At 70.2% G+C, this 22003-nt stretch carries 28 protein-coding genes; all 28 read right to left on the bottom strand.

The genetic code is table 11. The features are described 5' to 3' along the window. Nucleotides 1–53: 53 nt before the first annotated feature. Nucleotides 54–611 carry an adenylate kinase gene (locus C8D89_RS12840; RefSeq protein ID WP_116708481.1) on the bottom strand — a complete coding sequence of 186 codons (558 nt, stop codon included), beginning with the start codon at nucleotides 609–611 and terminating at the stop codon, nucleotides 54–56. 64 nt (nucleotides 612–675) lie between these two features. Next, the gene (gene secY / locus C8D89_RS12835) at nucleotides 676–1995 is read right to left on the bottom strand and encodes a preprotein translocase subunit SecY (RefSeq protein WP_116708480.1); all 1320 of its coding nucleotides are present in this window, start codon (nucleotides 1993–1995) and stop codon (nucleotides 676–678) included. A gap of 209 nt (nucleotides 1996–2204) precedes the next feature. Further along, entirely contained in the window at nucleotides 2205–2672 is a 468-nt protein-coding gene (gene rplO, locus C8D89_RS12830) for a 50S ribosomal protein L15 (RefSeq protein ID WP_243418054.1), read from the bottom strand. Further along, a complete protein-coding gene (gene rpmD / locus C8D89_RS12825; RefSeq protein ID WP_116708479.1) occupies nucleotides 2665–2856 on the bottom strand; it encodes a 50S ribosomal protein L30 in 192 nt (63 codons plus the stop codon). The genes rplO and rpmD overlap by 8 nt, the downstream gene beginning before the upstream one ends. Nucleotide 2857: 1 nt before the next feature. Beyond that, a complete protein-coding gene (gene rpsE, locus C8D89_RS12820; protein WP_116708478.1) occupies nucleotides 2858–3490 on the bottom strand; it encodes a 30S ribosomal protein S5 in 633 nt (210 codons plus the stop codon). Nucleotides 3491–3533: 43 nt separating this feature from the next. Beyond that, nucleotides 3534–3947, bottom strand: coding sequence for a 50S ribosomal protein L18 (rplR, locus tag C8D89_RS12815; RefSeq protein ID WP_116708477.1), 414 nt, complete (start codon nucleotides 3945–3947; stop codon nucleotides 3534–3536). Then, the gene (rplF, locus tag C8D89_RS12810; RefSeq protein ID WP_116708476.1) at nucleotides 3947–4483 is read right to left on the bottom strand and encodes a 50S ribosomal protein L6; all 537 of its coding nucleotides are present in this window, start codon (nucleotides 4481–4483) and stop codon (nucleotides 3947–3949) included. Before rplF ends, rplR begins: the two co-directional genes overlap by 1 nt. Before the next feature lie 26 nt (nucleotides 4484–4509). Next, entirely contained in the window at nucleotides 4510–4908 is a 399-nt protein-coding gene (rpsH, locus tag C8D89_RS12805; protein WP_116708475.1) for a 30S ribosomal protein S8, read from the bottom strand. A 286-nt stretch (nucleotides 4909–5194) separates the two neighbouring features. Further along, nucleotides 5195–5380: a type Z 30S ribosomal protein S14 gene (locus C8D89_RS12795; protein ID WP_116708473.1), complete on the bottom strand. Its 186-nt coding sequence runs from the start codon at nucleotides 5378–5380 to the stop codon at nucleotides 5195–5197. A gap of 2 nt (nucleotides 5381–5382) precedes the next feature. Continuing rightward, nucleotides 5383–5967: a 50S ribosomal protein L5 gene (gene rplE, locus C8D89_RS12790; RefSeq protein WP_116708472.1), complete on the bottom strand. Its 585-nt coding sequence runs from the start codon at nucleotides 5965–5967 to the stop codon at nucleotides 5383–5385. Continuing rightward, the gene (rplX, locus tag C8D89_RS12785; protein ID WP_116708471.1) at nucleotides 5964–6287 is read right to left on the bottom strand and encodes a 50S ribosomal protein L24; all 324 of its coding nucleotides are present in this window, start codon (nucleotides 6285–6287) and stop codon (nucleotides 5964–5966) included. Before rplX ends, rplE begins: the two co-directional genes overlap by 4 nt. A gap of 3 nt (nucleotides 6288–6290) precedes the next feature. After that, nucleotides 6291–6659, bottom strand: coding sequence for a 50S ribosomal protein L14 (rplN, locus tag C8D89_RS12780; RefSeq protein ID WP_116708470.1), 369 nt, complete (start codon nucleotides 6657–6659; stop codon nucleotides 6291–6293). 111 nt (nucleotides 6660–6770) lie between these two features. After that, nucleotides 6771–7013 carry a 30S ribosomal protein S17 gene (rpsQ, locus tag C8D89_RS29740; protein WP_116708554.1) on the bottom strand — a complete coding sequence of 81 codons (243 nt, stop codon included), beginning with the start codon at nucleotides 7011–7013 and terminating at the stop codon, nucleotides 6771–6773. A 140-nt stretch (nucleotides 7014–7153) separates the two neighbouring features. Then, on the bottom strand, nucleotides 7154–7408 hold the full coding sequence (gene rpmC, locus C8D89_RS12770) for a 50S ribosomal protein L29 (RefSeq protein WP_116708469.1): 255 nt from the start codon (nucleotides 7406–7408) through the stop codon (nucleotides 7154–7156). After that, complete coding sequence (rplP, locus tag C8D89_RS12765; protein WP_116708468.1) at nucleotides 7408–7824, bottom strand: 50S ribosomal protein L16; 417 nt, start codon at nucleotides 7822–7824, stop codon at nucleotides 7408–7410. Before rplP ends, rpmC begins: the two co-directional genes overlap by 1 nt. Before the next feature lie 3 nt (nucleotides 7825–7827). Next, nucleotides 7828–8706 (bottom strand): 30S ribosomal protein S3, encoded by an 879-nt coding sequence (gene rpsC, locus C8D89_RS12760; RefSeq protein ID WP_116708467.1) that lies wholly within the window; start codon nucleotides 8704–8706, stop codon nucleotides 7828–7830. Then, a complete protein-coding gene (gene rplV / locus C8D89_RS12755; protein ID WP_116708466.1) occupies nucleotides 8706–9113 on the bottom strand; it encodes a 50S ribosomal protein L22 in 408 nt (135 codons plus the stop codon). Before rplV ends, rpsC begins: the two co-directional genes overlap by 1 nt. Nucleotides 9114–9172: 59 nt before the next feature. Further along, nucleotides 9173–9454 carry a 30S ribosomal protein S19 gene (gene rpsS, locus C8D89_RS12750; protein ID WP_116708465.1) on the bottom strand — a complete coding sequence of 94 codons (282 nt, stop codon included), beginning with the start codon at nucleotides 9452–9454 and terminating at the stop codon, nucleotides 9173–9175. 23 nt (nucleotides 9455–9477) lie between these two features. After that, nucleotides 9478–10320: a 50S ribosomal protein L2 gene (gene rplB, locus C8D89_RS12745; protein WP_116708464.1), complete on the bottom strand. Its 843-nt coding sequence runs from the start codon at nucleotides 10318–10320 to the stop codon at nucleotides 9478–9480. Between the two features lie 2 nt (nucleotides 10321–10322). Then, nucleotides 10323–10628 (bottom strand): 50S ribosomal protein L23, encoded by a 306-nt coding sequence (gene rplW, locus C8D89_RS12740; protein ID WP_116708463.1) that lies wholly within the window; start codon nucleotides 10626–10628, stop codon nucleotides 10323–10325. Next, a complete protein-coding gene (gene rplD / locus C8D89_RS12735; RefSeq protein ID WP_116708553.1) occupies nucleotides 10625–11272 on the bottom strand; it encodes a 50S ribosomal protein L4 in 648 nt (215 codons plus the stop codon). The genes rplW and rplD overlap by 4 nt, the downstream gene beginning before the upstream one ends. Nucleotides 11273–11385: 113 nt before the next feature. Then, entirely contained in the window at nucleotides 11386–12054 is a 669-nt protein-coding gene (rplC, locus tag C8D89_RS12730) for a 50S ribosomal protein L3 (protein ID WP_116708462.1), read from the bottom strand. Nucleotides 12055–12104: 50 nt separating this feature from the next. Then, nucleotides 12105–12410: a 30S ribosomal protein S10 gene (rpsJ, locus tag C8D89_RS12725; RefSeq protein WP_116708461.1), complete on the bottom strand. Its 306-nt coding sequence runs from the start codon at nucleotides 12408–12410 to the stop codon at nucleotides 12105–12107. 440 nt (nucleotides 12411–12850) lie between these two features. After that, nucleotides 12851–14044, bottom strand: a complete 1194-nt coding sequence (gene tuf / locus C8D89_RS12720; RefSeq protein WP_116708460.1) for an elongation factor Tu — start codon at nucleotides 14042–14044, stop codon at nucleotides 12851–12853. 263 nt (nucleotides 14045–14307) lie between these two features. Continuing rightward, nucleotides 14308–16410, bottom strand: a complete 2103-nt coding sequence (gene fusA / locus C8D89_RS12715) for an elongation factor G (protein ID WP_116708459.1) — start codon at nucleotides 16408–16410, stop codon at nucleotides 14308–14310. A 102-nt stretch (nucleotides 16411–16512) separates the two neighbouring features. Beyond that, nucleotides 16513–16983: a 30S ribosomal protein S7 gene (gene rpsG / locus C8D89_RS12710; RefSeq protein WP_116708458.1), complete on the bottom strand. Its 471-nt coding sequence runs from the start codon at nucleotides 16981–16983 to the stop codon at nucleotides 16513–16515. Further along, nucleotides 16983–17357: a 30S ribosomal protein S12 gene (gene rpsL, locus C8D89_RS12705; RefSeq protein ID WP_116708457.1), complete on the bottom strand. Its 375-nt coding sequence runs from the start codon at nucleotides 17355–17357 to the stop codon at nucleotides 16983–16985. The genes rpsG and rpsL overlap by 1 nt, the downstream gene beginning before the upstream one ends. Nucleotides 17358–18010: 653 nt before the next feature. Next, nucleotides 18011–21919, bottom strand: a complete 3909-nt coding sequence (locus C8D89_RS12700; RefSeq protein WP_116708456.1) for a DNA-directed RNA polymerase subunit beta' — start codon at nucleotides 21917–21919, stop codon at nucleotides 18011–18013. Between the last annotated feature and the right edge of the window lie 84 nt (nucleotides 21920–22003).

Below are 22003 nucleotides of genomic sequence, written 5' to 3'. Positions count from 1 at the left end.
CCCCCGACCCGCGCCGAGACGAGCTCGGCGAGGGGGCGGCGGTCCGTCCCCACTCAGTCGTCGGGCTCGTCGGCGAGCGCGTCCATCGCGCGGTCGGTGATCTCCTCGACCGACCCGACCGCGTCCACGCGCACGGCGATGTCCCGGTAGTGCTCGATGAGCGGCTCGGTCTCGGAGCGGTAGACCTCCTGCCGGTGGCGGATGGTCTCCTCGGTGTCGTCCGAGCGTCCGCGGGCCGTGAGGCGCTTGATCAGCTCCTCGTCGTCGACCTCGAAGACCAGCACGGCGTCCAGGCGCTGCCCCAGCTCGTCCAGCACGCTCTCGAGCTCCTGGGCCTGGGCCGCGTTGCGCGGGAAGCCGTCGAGCAGGAAGCCCTCCTGCGCGTCGGGCTGGGCGAGACGGTCCTTGACCATCTTCACGGTGACCTCGTCGGGCACGAGGTCACCGGCGTCGACGTAGCGCTGGGCCTCCTTGCCCAGCTCCGTCTCGTTCTTCATGTTCTCGCGGAAGAGGTCGCCGGTGGAGATGTGCGGGGCGTCCAGACGCTCGGACAGCCGCGTCGCCTGCGTTCCCTTGCCCGCCCCCGGCGGGCCCACCAGCACGATCCTCACGACGACATCCCTTCGCCCGACGTAACCCGTTGTCTTGTCTGTACCCGGCGCGCGGGCCCCGCGCTCAGCGCAGGAAGCCCTCGTAGTTGCGCTGCATCAGCTGGCTCTCGATCTGCTTCACCGTGTCCAGCCCGACGCCCACCATGATCAGAACAGCCGTGCCCCCGAAGGGGAAGTTCTGGTTCTGCCCTTGACCGGTCAGGCCGAGGAAGAAGTTCGGCAGGACGGCGATGATGCCGAGGTAGATCGAGCCGGGCAAGGTGATCCGGGACAGCACGTAGCTGAGGTACTCGGCCGTGGGGCGCCCGGGGCGGATCCCGGGGATGAACCCGCCGAACTTCTTCATCTCGTCGGCACGTTCCTCGGTGTTGAACGTGATCGAGACGTAGAAGTACGTGAAGAAGATGATCAGTGCGAAGTACAGCAGGATGTGCAGCCAGTTGGACTGGTTGGCCAGGTAGGTCTGCACGAACCGGGAGAAGCCCGAGTCCTGGTTGCCGGTGATGCGCGAGAGCAGGTCGGGCAGGTAGAGCAGCGACGACCCGAAGATCACCGGGATGACGCCGGCCTGGTTCACCTTGAGCGGCAGGTAGGTGGACGTGCCGCCGTACATGCGCCGCCCGACCATGCGCTTGGCGTACTGCACCGGGATGCGCCGCTGGCCCTGCTCGACGAACACGACGCTCGCGATGATGACCAGACCGAACAGGCAGACCACCGCGAAGGCGACGCCGCCGGCGCTCGCGAGGATGTTGCCGCCCTCGGCCGGGATGCGCGCCGCGATCGAGGCGAAGATCAGCAGCGACATCCCGTTGCCGACGCCGCGCTCGGTGACGAGCTCGCCGAACCACATGATGACCGCGGTGCCCGCCGTCATCACGATGACGATGACCGCGAGGTCGAAGATGTCGGCGTTCGGCAGGATCGGGAACTGCGAGGGGTCGCAGTCCTGGAAGAGCTGGTTGCGGTCGGCCAGGGCCACGATGCCCGTCGACTGCAGGACCGCGAGGGCGATGGTCAGGTAGCGCGTGTACTGCGTGAGCTTGCCCTGACCGCTCTGCCCCTCCTTCTTCAGCTGCTCGAAGCGGGGGATCACGACCGTCAGCAGCTGCACGATGATGCTGGCCGTGATGTAGGGCATGATGCCCAGCGCGAAGATCGACAGCTGGAGCAGCGCCCCGCCGGAGAACAGGTTGATCAGCGAGTAGACGCTCGCCGCGTCACTGCCCTGGACCTGCCGCAGGCACTCCTGCACGTTCGAGTACGAGACGCCGGGCGCCGGGAGGGTGGCCCCCAGGCGGTAGACCGCGACGATGCCGAGCGTGAACAGGATCTTCTTGCGCAGGTCCGGTGTGGTCAGGGCTGACCGCACGGCGCCGAGCACTCGGACCTCCAGATGTCGTTCGGCCACGGCGCGGAGGCGGGCCGCGCGGGCCGGGTGTCACCGGCCGGGCACGATCGCGGGGCGCCGGCGGCCGGACCGGGTCTCGTCGTGCAGACCCGGGCTGAGACTACACGGGGACACACCACCGGCCCCGGGCCGCTCCTGGGGAGGAGCAGCACGGGGCCGGTGTCGGTGTCACGGGGACGTCGTCAGTCGACGACGGTGGCGCTGCCGCCCGCGGCCTCGAGCTTCTCGCTCGCGGAGCCGGAGAAGGCGTGCGCCCGCACGCGCAGGGCCACCGAGCCCACCTCGCCGGTGCCGAGCACCTTGACGGGGTGGCCGGCGCGCACGGCGCCGGCGGCCACGAGCTCGGCCGGGCCGACCTCGCCGCCGTCGGGGAACAGGCGCGCCAGGTCGCCGACGTTGACGACCTGCGAGACCACCTTGTTGCGGTTGCGGAATCCCTTGAGCTTCGGCAGCCGCATCTGCAGCGGCATCTGGCCGCCCTCGAAGGACGACGGGACGTTCTTACGGGCGCCCGTGCCCTTCGTGCCGCGGCCGGCGGTCTTGCCCTTCGAGGCCTCACCGCGTCCCACGCGGGTCTTCTCGGTCTTCGACCCGGGCGCCGGACGCAGGTGGTGCAGCTTGATCGGGGACCCGGTCGACGATTCAGCCACCGTTCTCCACCTCCTCGACCGTCACGAGGTGACGGACGGCCTTGATCAGGCCGCGGTTCTGGGGGGTGTCCGGGCGCACGACGCTCGCGCCGATGCGCCGGAGCCCCAGGCTCCGCAGGCTCTCGCGCTGGTGGTGCTTGCCACCGATCTCGGACCGGGTCTGGGTGACCTTGAGGTCGGCCATCTCAGACCCCCTGTCCCGCGCGGGCGCGCAGCATGCGCGCCGGCGCGACGTCCTCGAGCGGCAGCCCGCGACGGGCGGCGACGGCCTCGGGCACCTGCAGGGCCTTCAGCGCGGCCACGGTGGCGTGCACGATGTTGATCGCGTTCTGGCTGCCCAGCGACTTGGACAGGACGTCGGCGATGCCCGCGCACTCCAACACCGCGCGCACCGGACCACCGGCGATGACACCGGTACCGGGGCTGGCGGGGCGCAGGAGGACCACGCCCGCCGCCTCCTCGCCCTGCACGGGGTGGGTGATGGTGCCGCCGACGCGCGGGACGCGGAAGAAGTTCTTCTTCGCCTCCTCCACGCCCTTGGCGATCGCGGCCGGCACCTCCTTGGCCTTGCCGTAGCCGACACCGACCATGCCGTCGCCGTCGCCGACGACGACCAGGGCGGTGAAGCTGAAGCGGCGGCCACCCTTGACGACCTTCGCCACGCGGTTGATGGCGACGACGCGCTCGAGGTGCGGGGTGCGGTCCTGCGAGCGGTCGCGGCCGCCCTGCTGGCGGTCCCGGCCGGCGCTGCCGCCCTGACGCTCGCCGCCCTGTGCGCCCGAGCCCGCGGGCCCGTCGCGCCGTGTGCGTCCCGGCATCAGGAGTTCCTTCCGTTCGTGTTCGTGGGGGGCTGGATGTGCATCAGAACTGCAGGCCCCCCTCGCGGGCCGCATCCGCGAGCTGCGCGATGCGGCCGTGGTAACGGCGACCGCCGCGGTCGAAGACGACCGCGTCGATGCCCTGCGCCTGCGCGCGAGAAGCGACGAGCTCCCCGACCTTCGCGGCCTGGGCCTTCTTGTCGCCCTCCATCCCGCGGATGTCGGCCTCCATGGTGGAGGCGTGGGCGATCGTGTGGCCGGCGATGTCGTCGACCACCTGCGCGGTGATGTGCCGGGTGGACCGGGTGACGACCAGACGCGGACGCGACGGCGTGCCGGCGATCTTCTTGCGCAGCCGGACGTGACGCCGCGTACGACCCGCGCGGCGGGTCTCCGAGACGTTCTTGCCCAGGTGCCCCCGGGCCTTGGTGGTGGTGTTCGCCGTGTCTGCAGCCATCACTTGCCCGTCTTCCCGACCTTGCGGCGGATCTGCTCGCCGGCGTAGCGGACGCCCTTGCCCTTGTAGGGGTCGGGACGGCGCAGCCAGCGGATGTTGGCGGCCACCTGGCCGACCAGCTGCTTGTCGATGCCCTGGACCGAGAACCGGGTGGGGCTCTCGACCGCGAAGGTGATGCCCTCCGGCGGCGTGATCTTGACCGGGTGGCTGAACCCGAGCGCGAACTCGAGGTCCGAGCCGCGCAGCTGGACGCGGTAACCGACGCCGTGGATCTCGAGCTTGCGCTCGTAGCCCTGCGAGACGCCCTGCACCAGGTTGTTGAGCAGGGAGCGCGAGAGGCCGTGCAGCGCGCGGCTCTCGCGCTCGTCGTCGGGGCGCTGCACCGAGAGCACGCCGTCGTCGAGCGAGACCGTGATGGGCTCGTCGACCTCGTGGCTCAGGGTGCCCTTGGGGCCCTTGACGGTGACCTTCCGGCCGTCGACGGTGACGTCGACACCGGACGGCACGGTGATCGGGGCCTTGCCGATGCGGGACATGGTGGGTGCCCTCCTCTCCGGTGCCGTTACCAGACGAAGGCGAGGACTTCCCCGCCCATCCGTCGCTGGTGGGCCTGGCGGTCGGTCAACAGGCCCGAGGACGTCGAGATGATCGCGACGCCGAGGCCGCCGAGCACCCGCGGGAGCTCGTTCGACTTCGCGTAGACGCGCAGCCCCGGCTTGGAGACGCGCTTGATGCCGGCGATGCTGCGCTCGCGGTTCGGCCCGTACTTCAGGTCGATGACGAGCGACTTGCCGACGGTCGCGGCCTCGGTGCGGTAGCCCGCGATGTAGCCCTGGTCGAGCAGGACCTGCGCCACGTGGGCCTTGAGCTTGCTGTGCGGCATGATCGCGCTCTCGTGGAACGCCGAGTTGGCGTTGCGGATGCGCGTGAGCATGTCCGCGATCGGGTCGGTCATCGTCATGACCAGGTCACCTTCCTCGCCGTGGTTCCCCGGGTGGCGCGCACAGCGGCTGTCGTCGTGCTGCTGTGCGCGGTCCCGATGGCGGGCCTGCGGCGTGCCGTGCTGCCAGTGCTTCTCGGAGCGGTCGTACGGGGGCGCGTGCTCACCGCCGGGGCACCGTCGAGCAGGTGCTCGCGGTGGGCGACGCGCTGGATGAGGCGCAGAAGCTCGGGAGCGATGGCCTCACCCTCGGTGGGGGCGTCGTCGCGGTGCGCGGGGTCCTCCTCGCTCACCACGCTCACCCCGCTCACCAGGACGCCTTGCTCACGCCCGGGAGCTCGCCCCGGTGCGCCATCTCGCGGAGGCAGACGCGGCAGAGCCCGAACTTGCGCAGGACGGCGCGAGCGCGACCGCAACGGTTGCAGCGGGTGTAGCCGCGCACCGCGAACTTCGGCTTGCGCGCGGCCTTGTTGACCAGTGCCTTCTTCGCCATTCTCAGTTCTCCCTGAACGGGAAGCCGAGCTGGCGGAGCAGCGCCCGGCCCTCCTCGTCGGTCGTCGCGGAGGTGACCACGGTGATGTCCATCCCCCGCGGCCGGTCGATCGAGTCCTGGTCGATCTCGTGGAACATCGTCTGGTCCGTGAGACCGAACGTGTAGTTGCCCTGGCCGTCGAACTGCTTGGGCGACAGCCCGCGGAAGTCGCGGATGCGCGGCAGGCCGATGGTCAGCAGCCGGTCCAGGAACTCCCACATCCGCGCGCCGCGCAGCGTGGCGCGGGCACCGATGGGCATGCCCTCGCGCAGCTTGAACTGCGCGATGGACTTGCGGGCCCGGCGGACCTCCGGCTTCTGGCCGGCGATGAGGGTGAGGTCGCGGACCGCGCCCTCCATCAGCTTCGAGTCGCGCGCCGCCTCGCCGACGCCCATGTTCACGACGACCTTGACGATGCCGGGGATCAGCATCGGGTTCGCGTACCCGAACTGCTCGACCAGCGCCGGCTTGATCGCGTCGTGGTAGCGCTGCTGCAGCCGGGGGCGGGTGGTCTCGGGCGCTGCCTCGAGGGTTCCTGGGCTGGTCACGAGAGGTCCTTCCCCGTGCGCCGCGAGATGCGCACGCGCTTCGGCTCGCCCTCGCCGCCGTCACGGTGACCGACGCGGGTCGGCTTGCCGTCGGCGTCGACGACCATCACGTTCGAGACGTGGATGGCCGCCTCCTGGGTGACGATCCCGCCCGACTGCGCACCGCGCTGGTTGGCCGACTGGGCCGTGTGCTTCTTGATGCGGTTGACGCCCTCGACGAGCACGCGCTCGCGGTCGGGGTAGGCCTGGATGACCTTGCCCTTGGCGCCCTTGTCCTTGCCGGCGATGACGACGACCGTGTCGCCCTTCTTGACCTTCATCTGCTACAGCACCTCCGGCGCGAGCGAGATGATCCGCATGAACCTCTTGTCGCGCAGCTCGCGGCCGACCGGGCCGAAGATGCGGGTCCCGCGGGGCTCACGGTCGTTCTTGATGATGACGGCCGCGTTCTCGTCGAACTTGATATAGGAACCGTCCGGCCGGCGCTTCTCCTTACGGGTGCGCACGACGACGGCCTTGACGACGTCACCGCGCTTGACCCCGGAGGCCGGGATGGCCTCCTTCACCGTCGCCACGATGACGTCGCCGATACCGGCGTACCGGCGGGACGACCCGCCCAGCACGCGAATGCACAGGATCTCCCGTGCACCGGTGTTGTCGGCGACCCTCAGGCGCGACTCCTGCTGGATCACTTCTTCTCCTGACCTGTCACCGAACGTCGTTCGGTGGGGGTTTCAGCCCGGCGAAGCCGGTCCTCGCACTTCCCGGGGGGCTGTTGGGGGGTGGAGCCCCCCGGTTGTCGGTTACTTGGCCTTCTCGAGGATCTCGACGAGGCGCCAGCGCTTCGTGGCCGACAGCGGCCGGGTCTCCATGAGGAGCACGCGGTCGCCGGGGCCGGCGGTGTTCTCCTCGTCGTGCGCCTTGACCTTCTTCGTGCGCCGGATGACCTTCGAGTAGCGCGGGTGCTTCACCCGGTCCTCGAGGCTCACGACGATGGTCTTGGCCATCTTGTCCGAGACGACCAGGCCCTCACGGACCTTGCGCAGGCCGCGGTCGTCGTTGCGGGCCTCGCCCGGGGTCTGCTGGGCCTTCTCGCCCTGCTTGACCTCCGAGCGGACCTGCTGCTCCTCGTCACGCTCCGGGGCCGACGCCCCCGAGCTGGACGGAGTGGTCTCCTGGGGCTCGCTCATGCCGCTCCCTCCTCGTCGGCGCCAGATCCTTCATCGGGGCTGACCGACAGGCCGAGCTCACGCTCGCGCATCACCGTGTAGATGCGCGCGATGTCGTGGCGCACGGTCCGCAGTCGACGGTTGTTGTCCAGCTGCCCGGTGGCCATCTGGAAGCGGAGGTTGAACAGCTCCGCCTTGGCCTCGCGGGCCCGGGCGACGAGCTCCTCGCTGGTGAGCTCGCGCAGCTCGCTGGCGGGGGTTCCGGCGGCCATCAGAACGTCTCCTCACGGCTCACGATGCGGCAGCGCATCGGCAGCTTGTGCTGCGCGCGGCGCAGGGCCTCGCGGGCCGTGGCCTCGTTGGGGTAGCTCATCTCGAACATGACCCGGCCCGGCTTCACGTTGGCCACCCACTTCTCGGGCGAGCCCTTCCCCGAACCCATGCGGGTCTCCGCCGGCTTCTTGGTCAGCGGCCGGTCGGGGAAGATGTTGATCCACACCTTGCCGCCACGGCGGATGTGCCGCGTGATGGCGATACGGGCGGACTCGATCTGCCGGTTGGTGACGTAGGCGTGCTCCAGGGCCTGGATGCCGTAGTCACCGAAGGACATCTGGGTGCCGCCCTTGGCGGAGCCCGTCCGGTCCGGCCGGTGCTGCTTGCGGTACTTGACCTTGCGCGGGATCAGCATGGCTCAGGACTCCGTCGGTGAGGTGGCTGTCTGCGTGGTCGCCTCGGGCGCGGCGCCCGCCGGCGCACCGCCGGTGGTCGCACCCGCCCCTGCCTGCTCCGCCGCCGCGCGCCCGGCCTCGGTGCTCGTCCCGGTCGTGCCGGAGGAGCCGGAGCGCCGGCCGCGGGGACGGTCACGGTCGCCACGGCCACGGCCACCGCGCGGGTCGCGCTGCGCGGCGTCGAGCGCCGCCTGACGCTCGGACTCGCGCTTGCCGCCCACGACGTCGCCCTTGTAGATCCAGACCTTCACGCCGATGCGGCCGAAGTTGGTCCGGGCCTCGAACAGGCCGTAGTCGATCTCCGCGCGCAGCGTGTGCAGCGGCACGCGCCCCTCGCGGTAGAACTCCGAGCGCGACATCTCCGCGCCGCCGAGCCGGCCCGAGCACTGCACCCGGATGCCCTTGACGCCCGGGCTGCGCATGGCCGACTGCATGGCCTTGCGCATCGCGCGGCGGAACGACACGCGGTTGGACAGCTGCTCGGCCACGCCCTGCGCGACGAGCTGGGCGTCGGCCTCGGCGCCCTTGACCTCGAGGATGTTGAGCTGGACCTGCTTGCCGGTCAGCTTCTCGAGGTTGCCGCGCAGGCGGTCGGCCTCGGCGCCGCGGCGGCCGATGACGATGCCCGGGCGCGCGGTGTGGATGTCGACGCGCACGCGGTCACGGGTGCGCTCGATCTCGACCTTGGAGATGCCGGCCCGCTCCATGCCCTTGGAGAGCATGCGGCGGATCTTGACGTCCTCGGCCACGTAGTCGGAATACTGCTTGTCGGCGTACCAGCGCGACTTCCAGTCCGTGGTGATGCCCAGGCGGAAGCCGTGCGGGTTGATCTTCTGGCCCATCAGCGGCCACTCCCCTTCGCGCGCGGACGGCCGCCCTTCGCCGGGGCCTCGGTCACCTCGACGAAGATGTGGCTGGTCCGCTTCCGGATGCGGTAGGCCCGGCCCTGCGCGCGGGGCTGGAACCGCTTCATGGTCGGACCCTCGTCCACCGTGATCGTCGAGATCACGAGGTCCGCGGGGTCCAGGTCGACGTTGTTCTCGGCGTTGGCCACCGCGCTGGCGACGAGCTTCGCCACCGGGCGGGCCGCCTTCAGCTGGGCGAACTCCAGCACCGAGGCGGCCTGGCCGACGGGCATGCCGCGCACCAGGTCCACCACGCGACGGACCTTCATCGGCGACATGCGCACGTAGCGCGCCCGCGCGACGGCGCCGCGGGGCGCCGTGTCGGTGTCGGCTGGTGCAGCCATTTCGGACGTACCTTCCTTGGTTCGGGCCATTCGGATGCCGCGCGCTGTTCCCGGCGCCGTCAGCGACGACGGGAGCGGCGGTCCTCCTTGACGTGCCCGCGGAACGTGCGGGTCGGGGCGAACTCGCCGAGCTTGTGCCCGACCATGGACTCCGAGACGAACACCGGGACGTGCTTGCGCCCGTCGTGGACGGCCAGCGTGTGGCCGATCATGTCCGGGATGATCGTCGACCGTCGGGACCAGGTCCGGATGACGGTCTTGCGGTTGGCCTCGTTGAGCGCGTCCACCTTCTTGAGCAGGTGGTCGTCGACGAACGGGCCCTTCTTGAGACTGCGTGGCATCGCTTCGCTCCCTCCTGCTCTCGTCAGCGCTTCTTGCGGTTCTTGCCGGTGCGGCGACGGCGCACGATCATGCTGTCGCTCGGCTTCCGGGTCCGGGTGCGGCCCTCGGGGGTGCCGGCGGGGTTGACCGGGTGGCGCCCACCCGAGGTCTTGCCCTCACCACCGCCGTGCGGGTGGTCGACCGGGTTCATGGCCACACCGCGCACCGACGGGCGCTTGCCGCGCCAGCGGTTGCGGCCCGCCTTGCCCCAGTTGATGTTCGAGTGCTCGGCGTTGCCGACCTCGCCGATGGTGGCGCGGCACCGCACGTCCACGTTGCGGATCTCGCCCGAGGGCATCCGCAGCTGCGCGTACGGGCCGTCCTTGGCCACCAGCTGCACCCGCGCGCCGGCCGACCGCGCGATCTTGGCGCCGCCGCCGGGGCGGAGCTCGATCGCGTGGATCACGGTGCCGGTGGGGATGTTGCGCAGTGGCAGGTTGTTGCCCGGCTTGATGTCGGCCTTGGGGCCGGCCTCCACCGTGTCGCCCTGGCCGAGGCGCTCGGGGGCGATGATGTAGCGCTTCTCGCCGTCGAGGTAGTGCAGCAGGGCGATGCGGGCGCTGCGGTTCGGGTCGTACTCGATGTGCGCGACCTTGGCCGGCACGCCGTCCTTGTCGTGTCGACGGAAGTCGATGACCCGGTAGGCCCGCTTGTGGCCCCCGCCCTGGTGCCGGGTGGTGATGCGCCCGGTGACGTTGCGGCCGCCCTTGTTGTGCAGCGGACGGATCAGCGACTTCTCGGGGTGGTCGCGCGTGATCTCGGCGAAGTCCGAGACGCTCGCGCCGCGCCGCCCGGCGGTCGTCGGCTTGTACCTGCGGATTCCCATGGTCAGCTCCCTGCCCCGGGGGCGCCGAAGACGTCGATGGTCCGGCTCTCGGGCGTCACGGTCACCACGGCGCGCTTGGTGTCCTTGCGCTTGCCGAAGCCGCGGCGGGAGCGCTTGCGCTTGCCCTCGCGGTTCAGCGTGTTCACGCTGGCCACCTGCACGTCGAAGATCTGCTGGACGGCGATCTTGATCTGCGTCTTGTTCGCGTCCGGCCGCACCAGGAACGTGTACTGGCGCTCCTCGAGAAGGCCGTAGCTCTTCTCCGAGATCACCGGCGCGATGATGACGTCACGCGGGTCCGTGATCACTGGACGGCCTCCTGTCCCGCCGTCGTCCGGGAGGCGATGAAGGCCTCGAGCGCCGCGGTCGTGAAGACCACGTCGTCGGCGCGCAGGACGTCGTAGGTGTTGAGCTGGTCCGGCGTGAGCTGGTGGACCGCCGGCAGGTTGGCGATGCTGCGCCGGCCCGCCTCGTCGTCGCGGGCGATGACCGCCAGCACCCGGCGGTGCTCGCGGCTCGGCGCCACGACGCCCTCCAGCGCGGTGCGCGCGCCCTTGGTGGACGGCGCGGTGCCGTCGACCAGCGCGGAGAAGACGTGGATGCGCTCGTGGCGGGCGCGGTCGGACAGCGCGCCGCGCAGGGCCGCCGCCTTCATCTTCTTCGGGGTCCGCTGGTCGTACTGCCGCGGCGTCGGACCGTGGACGGTGCCTCCACCGGTGAACTGCGGCGCGCGCACCGAGCCCTGGCGGGCGCGGCCGGTGCCCTTCTGGCGGTACGGCTTCTTGCCGCCGCCGCGGACCTCGCCGCGCGTCTTGGTGTCGTGCGTGCCCTGGCGGGCCGCCGCGAGCTGCGCGGTGACGACCTGGTGCATCAGCGCGGTGTTGGCCGGCGCGTCGAAGAGCTCGCCGGGGAGCTCCGCGGTGCCGTCCGTGCCGCCGGTCGGCGTGTGCACGGGGACGCTGCGCGTCTCGCCGGCGGCCGCGGCGTGGGCCTCGCGCCGGGCGAGGCGGCGGGCCTCACCGGCCGAGTAGCCACTGCGCCGGGCGGTCGTGGTCTCCGGGGTGCTCACTGCTCACCGCCCTTCGAGGACTGTGTCGTCTCCTGGGGCCTCTTGCTGGCGCTCGTCACGAGGACCAGGCCGCCGCGGGGACCGGGGACGGCGCCGCGGATCAGCAGCAGGCCCGCGTCGGCGTCGACGCCGTGCACGGTCAGGTTCTGGGTGGTCACGCGCTCGTTGCCCATCCGGCCGGCCATCCGCTGGCCCTTGAACACGCGCGCGGGGGTCGCGCAGCCGCCGATGGCGCCCGGCGAGCGGTGCTTGCGCTGCGTGCCGTGGCTGGCCCCGAGGCCGCCGAAGCCGTGACGCTTCATGACACCGGCGGTGCCCTTGCCCTTGCTGGTGCCCGAGACGTCGACGACGGCGCCGGCGGAGAACACCTCGGCGGTGACCTCCTGGCCGACCTCGTAGTCGCTCGCGTCGCTGGTGCGCAGCTCGGCGAGGTGGCGCCGCGGGGTCACGCCGGCCTTGGTGAAGTGGCCGGTCTCGGGCTTGTTCACCTTGCGCGGGTCGATGGCGCCGTAGGCGATCTGGACGGCGTTGTACCCGTCGACCGAGGGCGTGCGGACCTGCGTCACGACGCACGGCCCGGCCTTGACCACGGTCACCGGGACGACGCGGTTCGCCTCGTCGAACACCTGGGTCATGCCGACCTTGGTGCCGAGGACGCCGCTCATCTTCCGCTCCGGCTTCGCCGGCGCTGCAGTCGCTGTAGTCACTGCCGACCTCACTGGATGTTCACGTCGACGCTCGCCGGCAGGTCGATGCGCATGAGCGCGTCCACCGTCTTCGGCGTCGGGTCGACGATGTCGATCAGTCGCTTGTGCGTGCGCATCTCGAAGTGCTCGCGCGAGTCCTTGTACTTGTGCGGCGAGCGGATGACGCAGTAGATGTTCTTCTCGGTCGGCAGCGGCACGGGCCCGACCACCGAGGCGCCGGTGCGCGTCACGGTCTCGACGATCTTGCGAGCCGACGCGTCGATCGCTTCGTGGTCGTAGGCCTTGAGCCGGATGCGGATCTTCTGTCCCGCCATGGTGGCTTCGCCGTTCCTCTTCTCGTCCCGCCCGGGGGTGTGACCCCCCGGCGGCTGGCCAGGTTCTCGAGACGCCCCGGTGCTCGTGCCGCCCGGCCTCGATCCCCCCGAGCCGGACCGTCTCCGGTCCACGCGGTCGGGCGTGTCGAATCCGTCGGCAGGCTCCGCCTCGTGCTCTCGCACTCGTGCGGCCCCGCGGACCCCGCGCTGTTCAACGTGTGTCCGTCCCGCCACCCGCGAGGGCGTCGGCACGGTGGGTGCCGGCCAGGCCGGCGCACCCGGGTCCGGTGGTGTGGCTCTCGGACCCCACTCACAACGGGGCGGCCGGCTCGATACCGCATGAGCCGGCCGCCCCGTGCGAGCTAGGACTCCAGTGTCGCACGGCCGCCGGGGCGGCCCCACACCGGGGGTGCGCAGGAGCAGCTGCTCCTGCGCGGGCCCTACTTGATGATCTTCGTGACCTGACCGGCGCCGACCGTCCGGCCACCCTCACGGATGGCGAACTGGAGGCCCTCCTCCATGGCGATCGGCTGGATCAGCTGGACGGACATCTCGGTGTTGTCACCGGGCATGACCATCTCGGTGCCCTCCGGCAGCGTCACCACGCCGGTGACGTCGGTGGTCCGGAAGTAGAACTGCGGGCGGTAGTTGTTGAAGAACGGCGTGTGCCGACCGCCCTCGTCCTTGCCCAGGATGTAGACCTGGCCCTCGAACTCGGTGTGCGGGGTGATCGAGCCCGGCTTGCCGATGACCATGCCGCGCTCGACGTCCTCGCGCTTGATGCCGCGCAGGAGCAGACCGACGTTGTCGCCGGCGCGCCCCTCGTCGAGGAGCTTGCGGAACATCTCGATGCCCGTGGTGGTGGTCTTCGTCGACTTCGCGCGGATGCCGATGATCTCCACCTCCTCGTTCACCTTGACGATGCCGCGCTCGACGCGGCCGGTGACGACGGTGCCGCGGCCGGTGATCGTGAAGACGTCCTCGACGGGCATGAGGAACGGCTTGTCGGTGTCACGCTCCGGCGACGGGATGTTGTCGTCGACGGCGTCCATCAGGTTCATGATGGCGTTGCCCCACTCGGCGTCGCCCTCGAGCGCCTTGAGCGCCGAGACGCGGACCACGGGGAGGTCGTCGCCGGGGAAGTCCTGCGAGCTCAGCAGCTCGCGGACCTCCATCTCGACGAGCTCCATGATCTCCTCGTCGTCGACCATGTCCGCCTTGTTCAGCGCCACGACGATGTAGGGCACACCGACCTGGCGGGCGAGCAGCACGTGCTCGCGGGTCTGCGGCATGGGGCCGTCGGTGGCGGCCACCACGAGGATGGCACCGTCCATCTGGGCGGCACCGGTGATCATGTTCTTGACGTAGTCGGCGTGCCCGGGGCAGTCGACGTGCGCGTAGTGGCGCTTCTCGGTCTGGTACTCGACGTGCGCGATCGAGATCGTGATGCCGCGCTGGCGCTCCTCGGGCGCCTTGTCGATCATGTCGAACGCCGAGGCCTGGTTGAGGTCCGGGTACTTGTCGTGCAGGACCTTGGTGATCGCCGCGGTGAGCGTCGTCTTCCCGTGGTCGATGTGACCGATCGTGCCGATGTTGACGTGCGGCTTGGTCCGCTCGAACTTGGCCTTCGCCACTGCTCTCGTCCTCCTGGACTGTGTTCTCCTGCCCGTCCCTCGTCGTGGGCCCGGGCCGGGTGGTGCTCGTCGGTTGGGTCCTGCCGTGTCTCGGAGGACCGAGAGGGCCGACACGAGGCTAGCGAAGGCCTCGTGCCGGTCCGTGACGTGGTCCGCGACCCGGGGGTTCACCCGGGTCGCGGGCCCGCCTCACTCGCCGGTCGTCTTCGCTCTGCTCATGGCTCGACTCCGGGCTCGCTCCGCTCCTCGCTTCGGTTCGATGCTCACTCGCCCGTCGCCTTCGCGATGATCTCCTTGGCCACGTTGGCCGGGACCTCCGCGTAGGAGTCGAACTGCATCGAGTAGTTCGCCCGGCCCTGGGTCCGCGACCGCAGGTCGCCGACGTAGCCGAACATCTCCGAGAGCGGGACGATCGCGCGCACGACGCGGCCGCCGGCCCGCTCCTCCATGGCCTGGATCTGGCCACGGCGGGAGTTGAGGTCGCCGATGACGTCGCCCATGTAGTCCTCGGGCGTGTTGACCTCGACGGCCATGACCGGCTCGAGCAGCGCGGGGTCGGCCTTGCGGGCCGCCTCCTTCAGCGCCATCGACCCGGCCACCTTGAACGCCATCTCCGACGAGTCGACCTCGTGGTACTGGCCGTCGAGCAGCGTCAGCTTGAGCCCGACCAGCGGGTAGCCGGCCAGCACGCCGTACTGCATGGCGTCCTGCGCACCCTCGTCCACCGACGGGATGTACTCGCGCGGCACGCGACCACCGGTGACCTTGTTGTCGAACTCGTACAGCGGGCCGTCCGCGGACTTCTCGAGCGGCTCGAGCTTGATGATGACGCGGGCGAACTGCCCCGAGCCACCGGTCTGCTTCTTGTGCGTGTACTCGTACTTGTCGACCGTCCTGCGGATGGTCTCGCGGTAGGCCACCTGCGGCTTGCCGATGTTGGCCTCGACCTTGAAGTCGGACTTCATCCGGTTGACCAGCACCTCGAGGTGGAGCTCGCCCATCCCCGAGATGATCGTCTGTCCGGTCTCCTCGTCGAGGTTGACGCGGAACGTCGGGTCCTCGTCGGCGAGACGCTGGATGGCCGTGGAGAGCTTCTCCTGGTCGGCCTTCGACTTCGGCTCGACCGCGACGGAGATGACCGGCTCCGGGAAGGTCATCGATTCGAGGATCACCGGGTTCTGCGGGTCGCAGAGGGTGTCACCCGTCGTCGTGTCCTTGAGGCCCACCACGGCGTAGATGTGGCCGGCGCGGGCCTCGTCGACCGGGTTCTCCTTGTTGGAGTGCATCTGCAGCAGCTTGCCGATGCGCTCCTTGCGGTCCTTGGTCGAGTTGATGACCTGCGTGCCCTGGGCGATGCGGCCCGAGTACACGCGGACGTAGGTCAGCTTCCCGTAGAACGGGTGCGCCGCGATCTTGAAGGCGAGCGCCGAGAACGGCTCGTCCGTCGTGGCGTGGCGCTGCACGGCGGTCTCCCCGTCGAGCAGCGTGCCGTTCACGGCGGGGACGTCGGTCGGCGCCGGGAGGTAGGCGATGACCGCGTCCAGCATCGGCTGCACGCCCTTGTTCTTGAACGCCGAGCCGCACAGCACCGGGTAGGCCTCACCGGTGATCGTCACGGCGCGGATGCCGTGCTCGATCTCCTCGACCGTGAGCTCCTCGCCGGCGAAGTAGCGCTCCATGAGCGCCTCGTCGTTCTCGGCGATGGCCTCGATGAGGGCCGTGCGGTACTCCTCGACCTGGTCGGCCATCTCGGCGGGGATGTCCTCGACGGCGTAGTCCTCGCCCTTGGACACCTCGCCGCGCCACGTCAGCGCGCGCATGCGCACCAGGTCGACGACGCCGTAGAACTCCGACTCCGAACCGAGCGGGAGCTGCAGGACCAGCGGCCTGGCGCCGAGGCGGTCCTTGATCGTCTGCACGGTGAAGTAGAAGTCCGCGCCGAGCTTGTCCATCTTGTTGACGAAGCAGACGCGCGGGACGTTGTACGTGTCGGCCTGGCGCCACACCGTCTCGGACTGCGGCTCGACGCCCTCTTTGCCGTCGAAGACGGCGACCGCGCCGTCCAGGACGCGCAGCGAGCGCTCCACCTCGACGGTGAAGTCGACGTGGCCCGGCGTGTCGATGATGTTGATCTGGTGGTCTTTCCAGAAGCAGGTCGTCGCGGCGGACGTGATCGTGATGCCGCGCTTCTGCTCCTCCTCCATCCAGTCCATCGTGGCCGCGCCGTCGTGGACCTCACCGAGCTTGTAGTTGATGCCGGTGTAGAACAGGACGCGCTCGGTCGTGGTGGTCTTGCCCGCGTCGATGTGGGCCATGATCCCGATGTTGCGGACCTTGCCCAGGTCGGTCAGCACGTCGCGTGCCACGAGATTCCTCTTCCCGTCGGTTCGTCGCCGCGGGTCCCGCGGCGGGTGTTCTCTCGGATCGGCCGGGGGCCCGGGTGGTTCGCACCCGGGCGCCCCGCTCGATCACCAGCGGTAGTGCGCGAACGCCTTGTTCGACTCCGCCATCTTGTGAGTGTCCTCGCGGCGCTTGACGCTCGCGCCCAGGCCGTTCGAGGCGTCGAGCAGCTCGTTCGTCAGCCGCTCGATCATGGTCTTCTCCCGCCGCGCCCGGGAGTACGTGATGAGCCAGCGCAGGCCGAGCGTGGTCGAGCGGCCCGCGCGGACCTCGATCGGCACCTGGTAGGTCGCGCCACCGACGCGGCGGCTGCGGACCTCGAGGGCCGGCTTCACGTTGTCCAGCGCGCGCTTGAGCGTGACGACCGGGTCGGCGCCGTTGCGCTCGCGGCAGCCCTCCAGGGCGCCGTAGACGATCCGCTCGGCGAGCGAGCGCTTGCCGTCCACGAGCACCTTGTTCACGAGCTGCGTCACGAGCGGCGACCCGTAGACCGGGTCGGCCACGAGCGGACGCTTCGGAGCGGGTCCCTTGCGCGGCATCAGCTCTTGTCCTTCTTCGTCCCGTAGCGGCTGCGGGCCTGCTTGCGGTTCTTCACCGCCTGCGTGTCGAGCGCGCCGCGAATGATCTTGTAACGGACACCGGGGAGGTCCTTCACACGGCCACCACGCACGAGCACGATCGAGTGCTCCTGCAGGTTGTGGCCCTCACCGGGGATGTAGGCGGTGACCTCGATGCCGTTCGAGAGCCGGACGCGCGCGACCTTGCGCAGCGCGGAGTTCGGCTTCTTCGGCGTGGTGGTGTAGACGCGCGTGCAGACGCCGCGGCGCTGCGGGCTCCCCTTCAGGGCCGCGGTCTTGGTCTTCTCGACCTTGTCCTCGCGGCCCCGGCGGACCAACTGCTGGATGGTGGGCATCGAGTGGGGTTTCTTCCGTTCTGCTGGCTGTCCGATCGGGCTCGTGCTCCGCGCCCGGGGCCGGCGTCGCGAACACGCCGAGCCCCGGCGTACCGACCGGCCACACGGGGGGCGCCGTGGTCGTCCCTCGCGAGGGGAGACCGGCGCACCGCACACCCGGGGCACGCGGAGCGACCCGACCACGTCGGGCACTGGACTCCAGGGTACGCGCCTGTCCGAGGGCACGTCGCAGCGGGTCGGATCAGGGTGCCGGTCGCCGCCTCGCGGGCGGTCCGGCGACGCCGTCGGTGTCCTGCGCCGCGGCCCCTCGGACGTCCTCGACCGCCGCGCAGATCGGGCGGCCATGCCGGCGCGGGGAGCGTCACCGCACCGACCGGACTGGCGCCACGATACCGGTGACTCCCTGCCCCGCAACCCGCCGCTCCCCCGGCGCGCCCGTGTCGCAGCGAGGGACGCCCTCGCTGCGTCCCACGCACCCAGGGACGCCCTCACTCCAGGCGGGCCGGCGCGCCCGTGTCGCAGCGAGCGACGCCCTCGCTGCGTCCCACGCACCCAGGGACGCCCTCGCTCCAGGCGCGCCGCCCCGCACACGACGGAGGGCGCCCCCGCGGTGCGGGGACGCCCTCCGGTGTCGTGCTGGCTACGGGCTCAGGTCAGCGGAACTGACCGAAGTCGTAGTCGTCGAGCGGCACGGCGGCCCCGGTCCCCGAGCCGAACACGTCGGGGGCGTAGTACCCGTCGTCGTAGCTCGGCAGGGCGTAGGCGGCCGCGCGGGCCTCCTCGGTCGGCTGGACCTGGATGTTCCGGTACCGGTTGATGCCGGTGCCGGCCGGGATCAGCTTGCCGATGATCACGTTCTCCTTGAGGCCGACCAGGCTGTCGGACTTCCCCTCGATCGCGGCGTTCGTGAGGATCCGGGTGGTCTCCTGGAACGACGCGGCCGAGAGCCAAGACTCCGTGGCCAGCGAGGCCTTCGTGATGCCCATCAGCACCGGGCGGGCCGCCGCCGGGTCGCCGCCCTCGGAGACCACCTTGCGGTTGGCCGCCTCGAACTCGGCGCGGTCGACGACACCACCGGGCAGGAACTCGGTGGCGCCCGAATCGATGATCGTCACCCGGCGCAGCATCTGCCGGACGATGACCTCGATGTGCTTGTCGTGGATGGACACACCCTGCGACCGGTACACCTTCTGCACCTGGTCGACGAGGTGCAGCTGCACCTCGCGCGGGCCCATCACGCGCAGGACCTCGTGCGGGTCGGCGGTGCCCTCGAGCAGCTGCTGGCCGACGCCGACGTGGTCGCCGTCCTGCAGCGGGCGCTCGTTGCCGTCGACGGTCAGCGTCGCGAGCCGCTGGCGCTTGGACAGCTTGTCGTAGACGACCTCCTCGCTCCCGTCGTCCGGGATGAGGGTGATCTTCCAGAACTTGTCGCCGTCCTCGAGCTGGATGCGGCCGTCCACGTCGGCGATGGGCGCCTTGCCCTTCGGGACGCGGGCCTCGAAGAGCTCCTGGACACGCGGCAGACCCGTGGTGATGTCCTCGCCCGCGACGCCACCGGTGTGGAAGGTGCGCATCGTGAGCTGGGTGCCGGGCTCACCGATCGACTGCGCGGCGACGATGCCGACCGCCTCGCCGACGTCGACGAGCTTGCCGGTGGCCAGCGAGCGGCCGTAGCACATCGCGCAGACGCCCTGGGCCGAGTCGCAGGTCAGGACGCTGCGGACGCGGACCTTGCCGACGCCGGCGCCCAGGAGGGTGTCGATCGCCTGCTGGCCGATGTCGGCACCGCGGTCGAGCAGCACGTTGCCGGCGTCGTCGGTGACCGCCGAGGCCGCCGTGCGGGTGTACACGCTGGTGTCGACGTGCACATCGCGCACGAGCCCGTTCGGACCCTCCTCGCCGATCGGCATCGGGATGCCGCGCTCGGTGCCGCAGTCGACCTCGCGGACGATGACGTCCTGCGAGACGTCCACGAGACGCCGGGTCAGGTAGCCCGAGTCGGCGGTCCGCAGGGCGGTGTCAGCCAGACCCTTGCGGGTGCCGTGCGTCGAGATGAAGTACTCGACGACCGAGAAGCCCTCGCGGAAGTTCGACTTGATCGGACGCGGGATGAACTCGCCCTTGGGGTTGGCGACCAGACCCTTCATGCCCGCCAGCTGACGGACCTGGGTCATGTTGCCGGCCGCGCCGGAGGCGACGATCCGCGAGATCGAGTTGTCCTCGGGGAAGTAGTCCTCCATGGCCCGGGCCACCTCCTCGGTGGCCTGGCCCCAGATGCGCACCATCTCGTCGTTGCGCTCCTGGTAGGAGAGCGCACCGCGCTGGTAGCGCTTGTTGACCTGCTCCGCGCGACCCTCGTACTCGTCGAGGATCTCCTGCTTGCGCGGGGGCACGACGACGTCGTCGATGGCGATGGTGACCCCGGAGCGCGTGGCCCAGTGGAACCCGGCGTCCTTGAGCCGGTCCAGGGTCATCGCGACCTCGGTCATCGAGTACCGCTCGGCCAGGTCGTTGATGATCGCGGCCTGGCGCTTCTTCGGGAGCTGGTCGTTGACGAAGGGGTAGTCCTCCGGCAGCAGCTCGTTGAACAGCACCCGGCCCAGCGTCGTCTCGGCCAGCCACGGCGTGCCCGGCTCCCAACCCTCGGGCGCCATGCCCGGGCCCGGGACGGTGGTGCCGTTCAGGCGGATCCGCACCGGCGCCTGGAGGTCGAGCGACCCCAGGTCGTAGGCCATGATCGCCTCGGCGGGCGACGAGTAGGCCTGGCCCTCGCCGGTGGCGCCCTCGCGCCGCTGGGTCAGGTAGTACAGGCCGGTCACCATGTCGAGGCGGGGCATGGCCAGCGGCTTGCCCGACGCCGGCGACAGGATGTTGTTCGCCGACAGCATGAGGATGCGGGCCTCGGCCTGCGCCTCGGCGGACAGCGGCAGGTGGACCGCCATCTGGTCACCGTCGAAGTCGGCGTTGAACGCCTCGCAGACCAGCGGGTGCAGCTGGATCGCCTTGCCCTCGACCAGCTGCGGCTCGAAGGCCTGGATGCCGAGACGGTGCAGGGTGGGCGCCCGGTTGAGCATCACCGGGTGCTCGTTGATGACCTCCTCGAGCACGTCCCAGACCTGGCCGCGCTGACGCTCGACCATCCGCTTCGCGGACTTGATGTTCTGGGCGTGGTTGAGGTCGACCAGCCGCTTCATGACGAACGGCTTGAACAGCTCGAGCGCCATCTGCTTGGGCAGCCCGCACTGGTGCAGCTTGAGCTGCGGGCCGACGACGATGACCGAACGGCCCGAGTAGTCGACGCGCTTGCCGAGCAGGTTCTGGCGGAACCGGCCCTGCTTGCCCTTGAGCAGGTCGGACAGCGACTTGAGCGGGCGGTTGCCCGGTCCGGTCACCGGCCGGCCGCGGCGGCCGTTGTCGAACAGCGCGTCGACGGCCTCCTGCAGCATCCGCTTCTCGTTGTTGACGATGATCTCGGGCGCGCCGAGGTCGATCAGTCGCTTGAGGCGGTTGTTGCGGTTGATGACCCGGCGGTACAGGTCGTTGAGGTCCGACGTCGCGAAGCGGCCACCGTCGAGCTGCACCATCGGGCGCAGGTCCGGCGGGATGACCGGGACGCAGTCCAGCACCATGCCGGTGGGCCGGTTGCCGGTGGCCTGGAACGCCGCGACGACCTTGAGCCGCTTGAGCGCGCGCAGCTTGCGCTGCCCCTTGCCCGAGCGGATCGTCTCGCGGAGGTTCTCCGCCTCGGCCTCGATGTCGAAGGTCTCCAGCAGCTTCTGGATCGCCTCGGCACCCATGGCGCCGGTGAAGTAGTCGGCGTAGCGGTCGTAGAGCTCGCGGTAGAGCGTCTCGTCCGAGATCAGCTGGCCACGGTCGAGCTTGGTGAACGTGGTCCAGACCTCGTCGAGGCGGTCGATCTCGCGCTGCGCACGGTCGCGCAGCTGGCGCATCTCGCGCTCGCCGCCCTCCTTGACCTTGCGCCGCACGTCGGACTTCGCGCCCTCGGCCTCGAGCTCGGCGAGGTCGCTCTCCAGCTTCTGCGCGCGGGCCTCGAGGTCGTTGTCGCGCTGGGTCTCGAGACGCTTGCGCTCGCCGGCGATCTCGTTCTCGAGCGTCGACTGGTCGTTGTGCCGCTGCTCGGTGTTCACCTCGGTGATCACGTAGGCAGCGAAGTAGATGATCTTCTCGAGGTCCTTGGGCGCCAGGTCCAGCAGGTAGCCCAGGCGCGACGGAACGCCCTTGAAGTACCAGATGTGCGTGACCGGCGCGGCCAGCTCGATGTGGCCCATGCGCTCGCGGCGCACCTTGGCCCGGGTCACCTCGACGCCGCAGCGCTCACAGATGATGCCCTTGAACCGGACGCGCTTGTACTTGCCGCAGTAGCACTCCCAGTCCCGGGTCGGGCCGAAGATCTTCTCGCAGAAGAGGCCGTCCTTCTCGGGCTTGAGCGTGCGGTAGTTGATGGTCTCGGGCTTCTTGACCTCGCCGAAGGACCACTGGCGGATGTCGTCGGCGGTGGCCAGACCGATCCGCAGCTCGTCGAAGAAGTTGACGTCGAGCAAAAGGTTCTCCCCTGGATGGGTGAGCTGATTCTCTAGAGGGTCCGCAGTCCCCGGGCCGGCACGGTCGGTGCCGGCCCGGGGCAG

This window comes from Actinomycetospora cinnamomea (assembly GCF_003096675.1).
Taxonomy (GTDB): Bacteria; Actinomycetota; Actinomycetes; order Mycobacteriales; family Pseudonocardiaceae; genus Actinomycetospora; species Actinomycetospora cinnamomea.
This window is presented reverse-complemented; position numbering and strand designations above follow the sequence as displayed.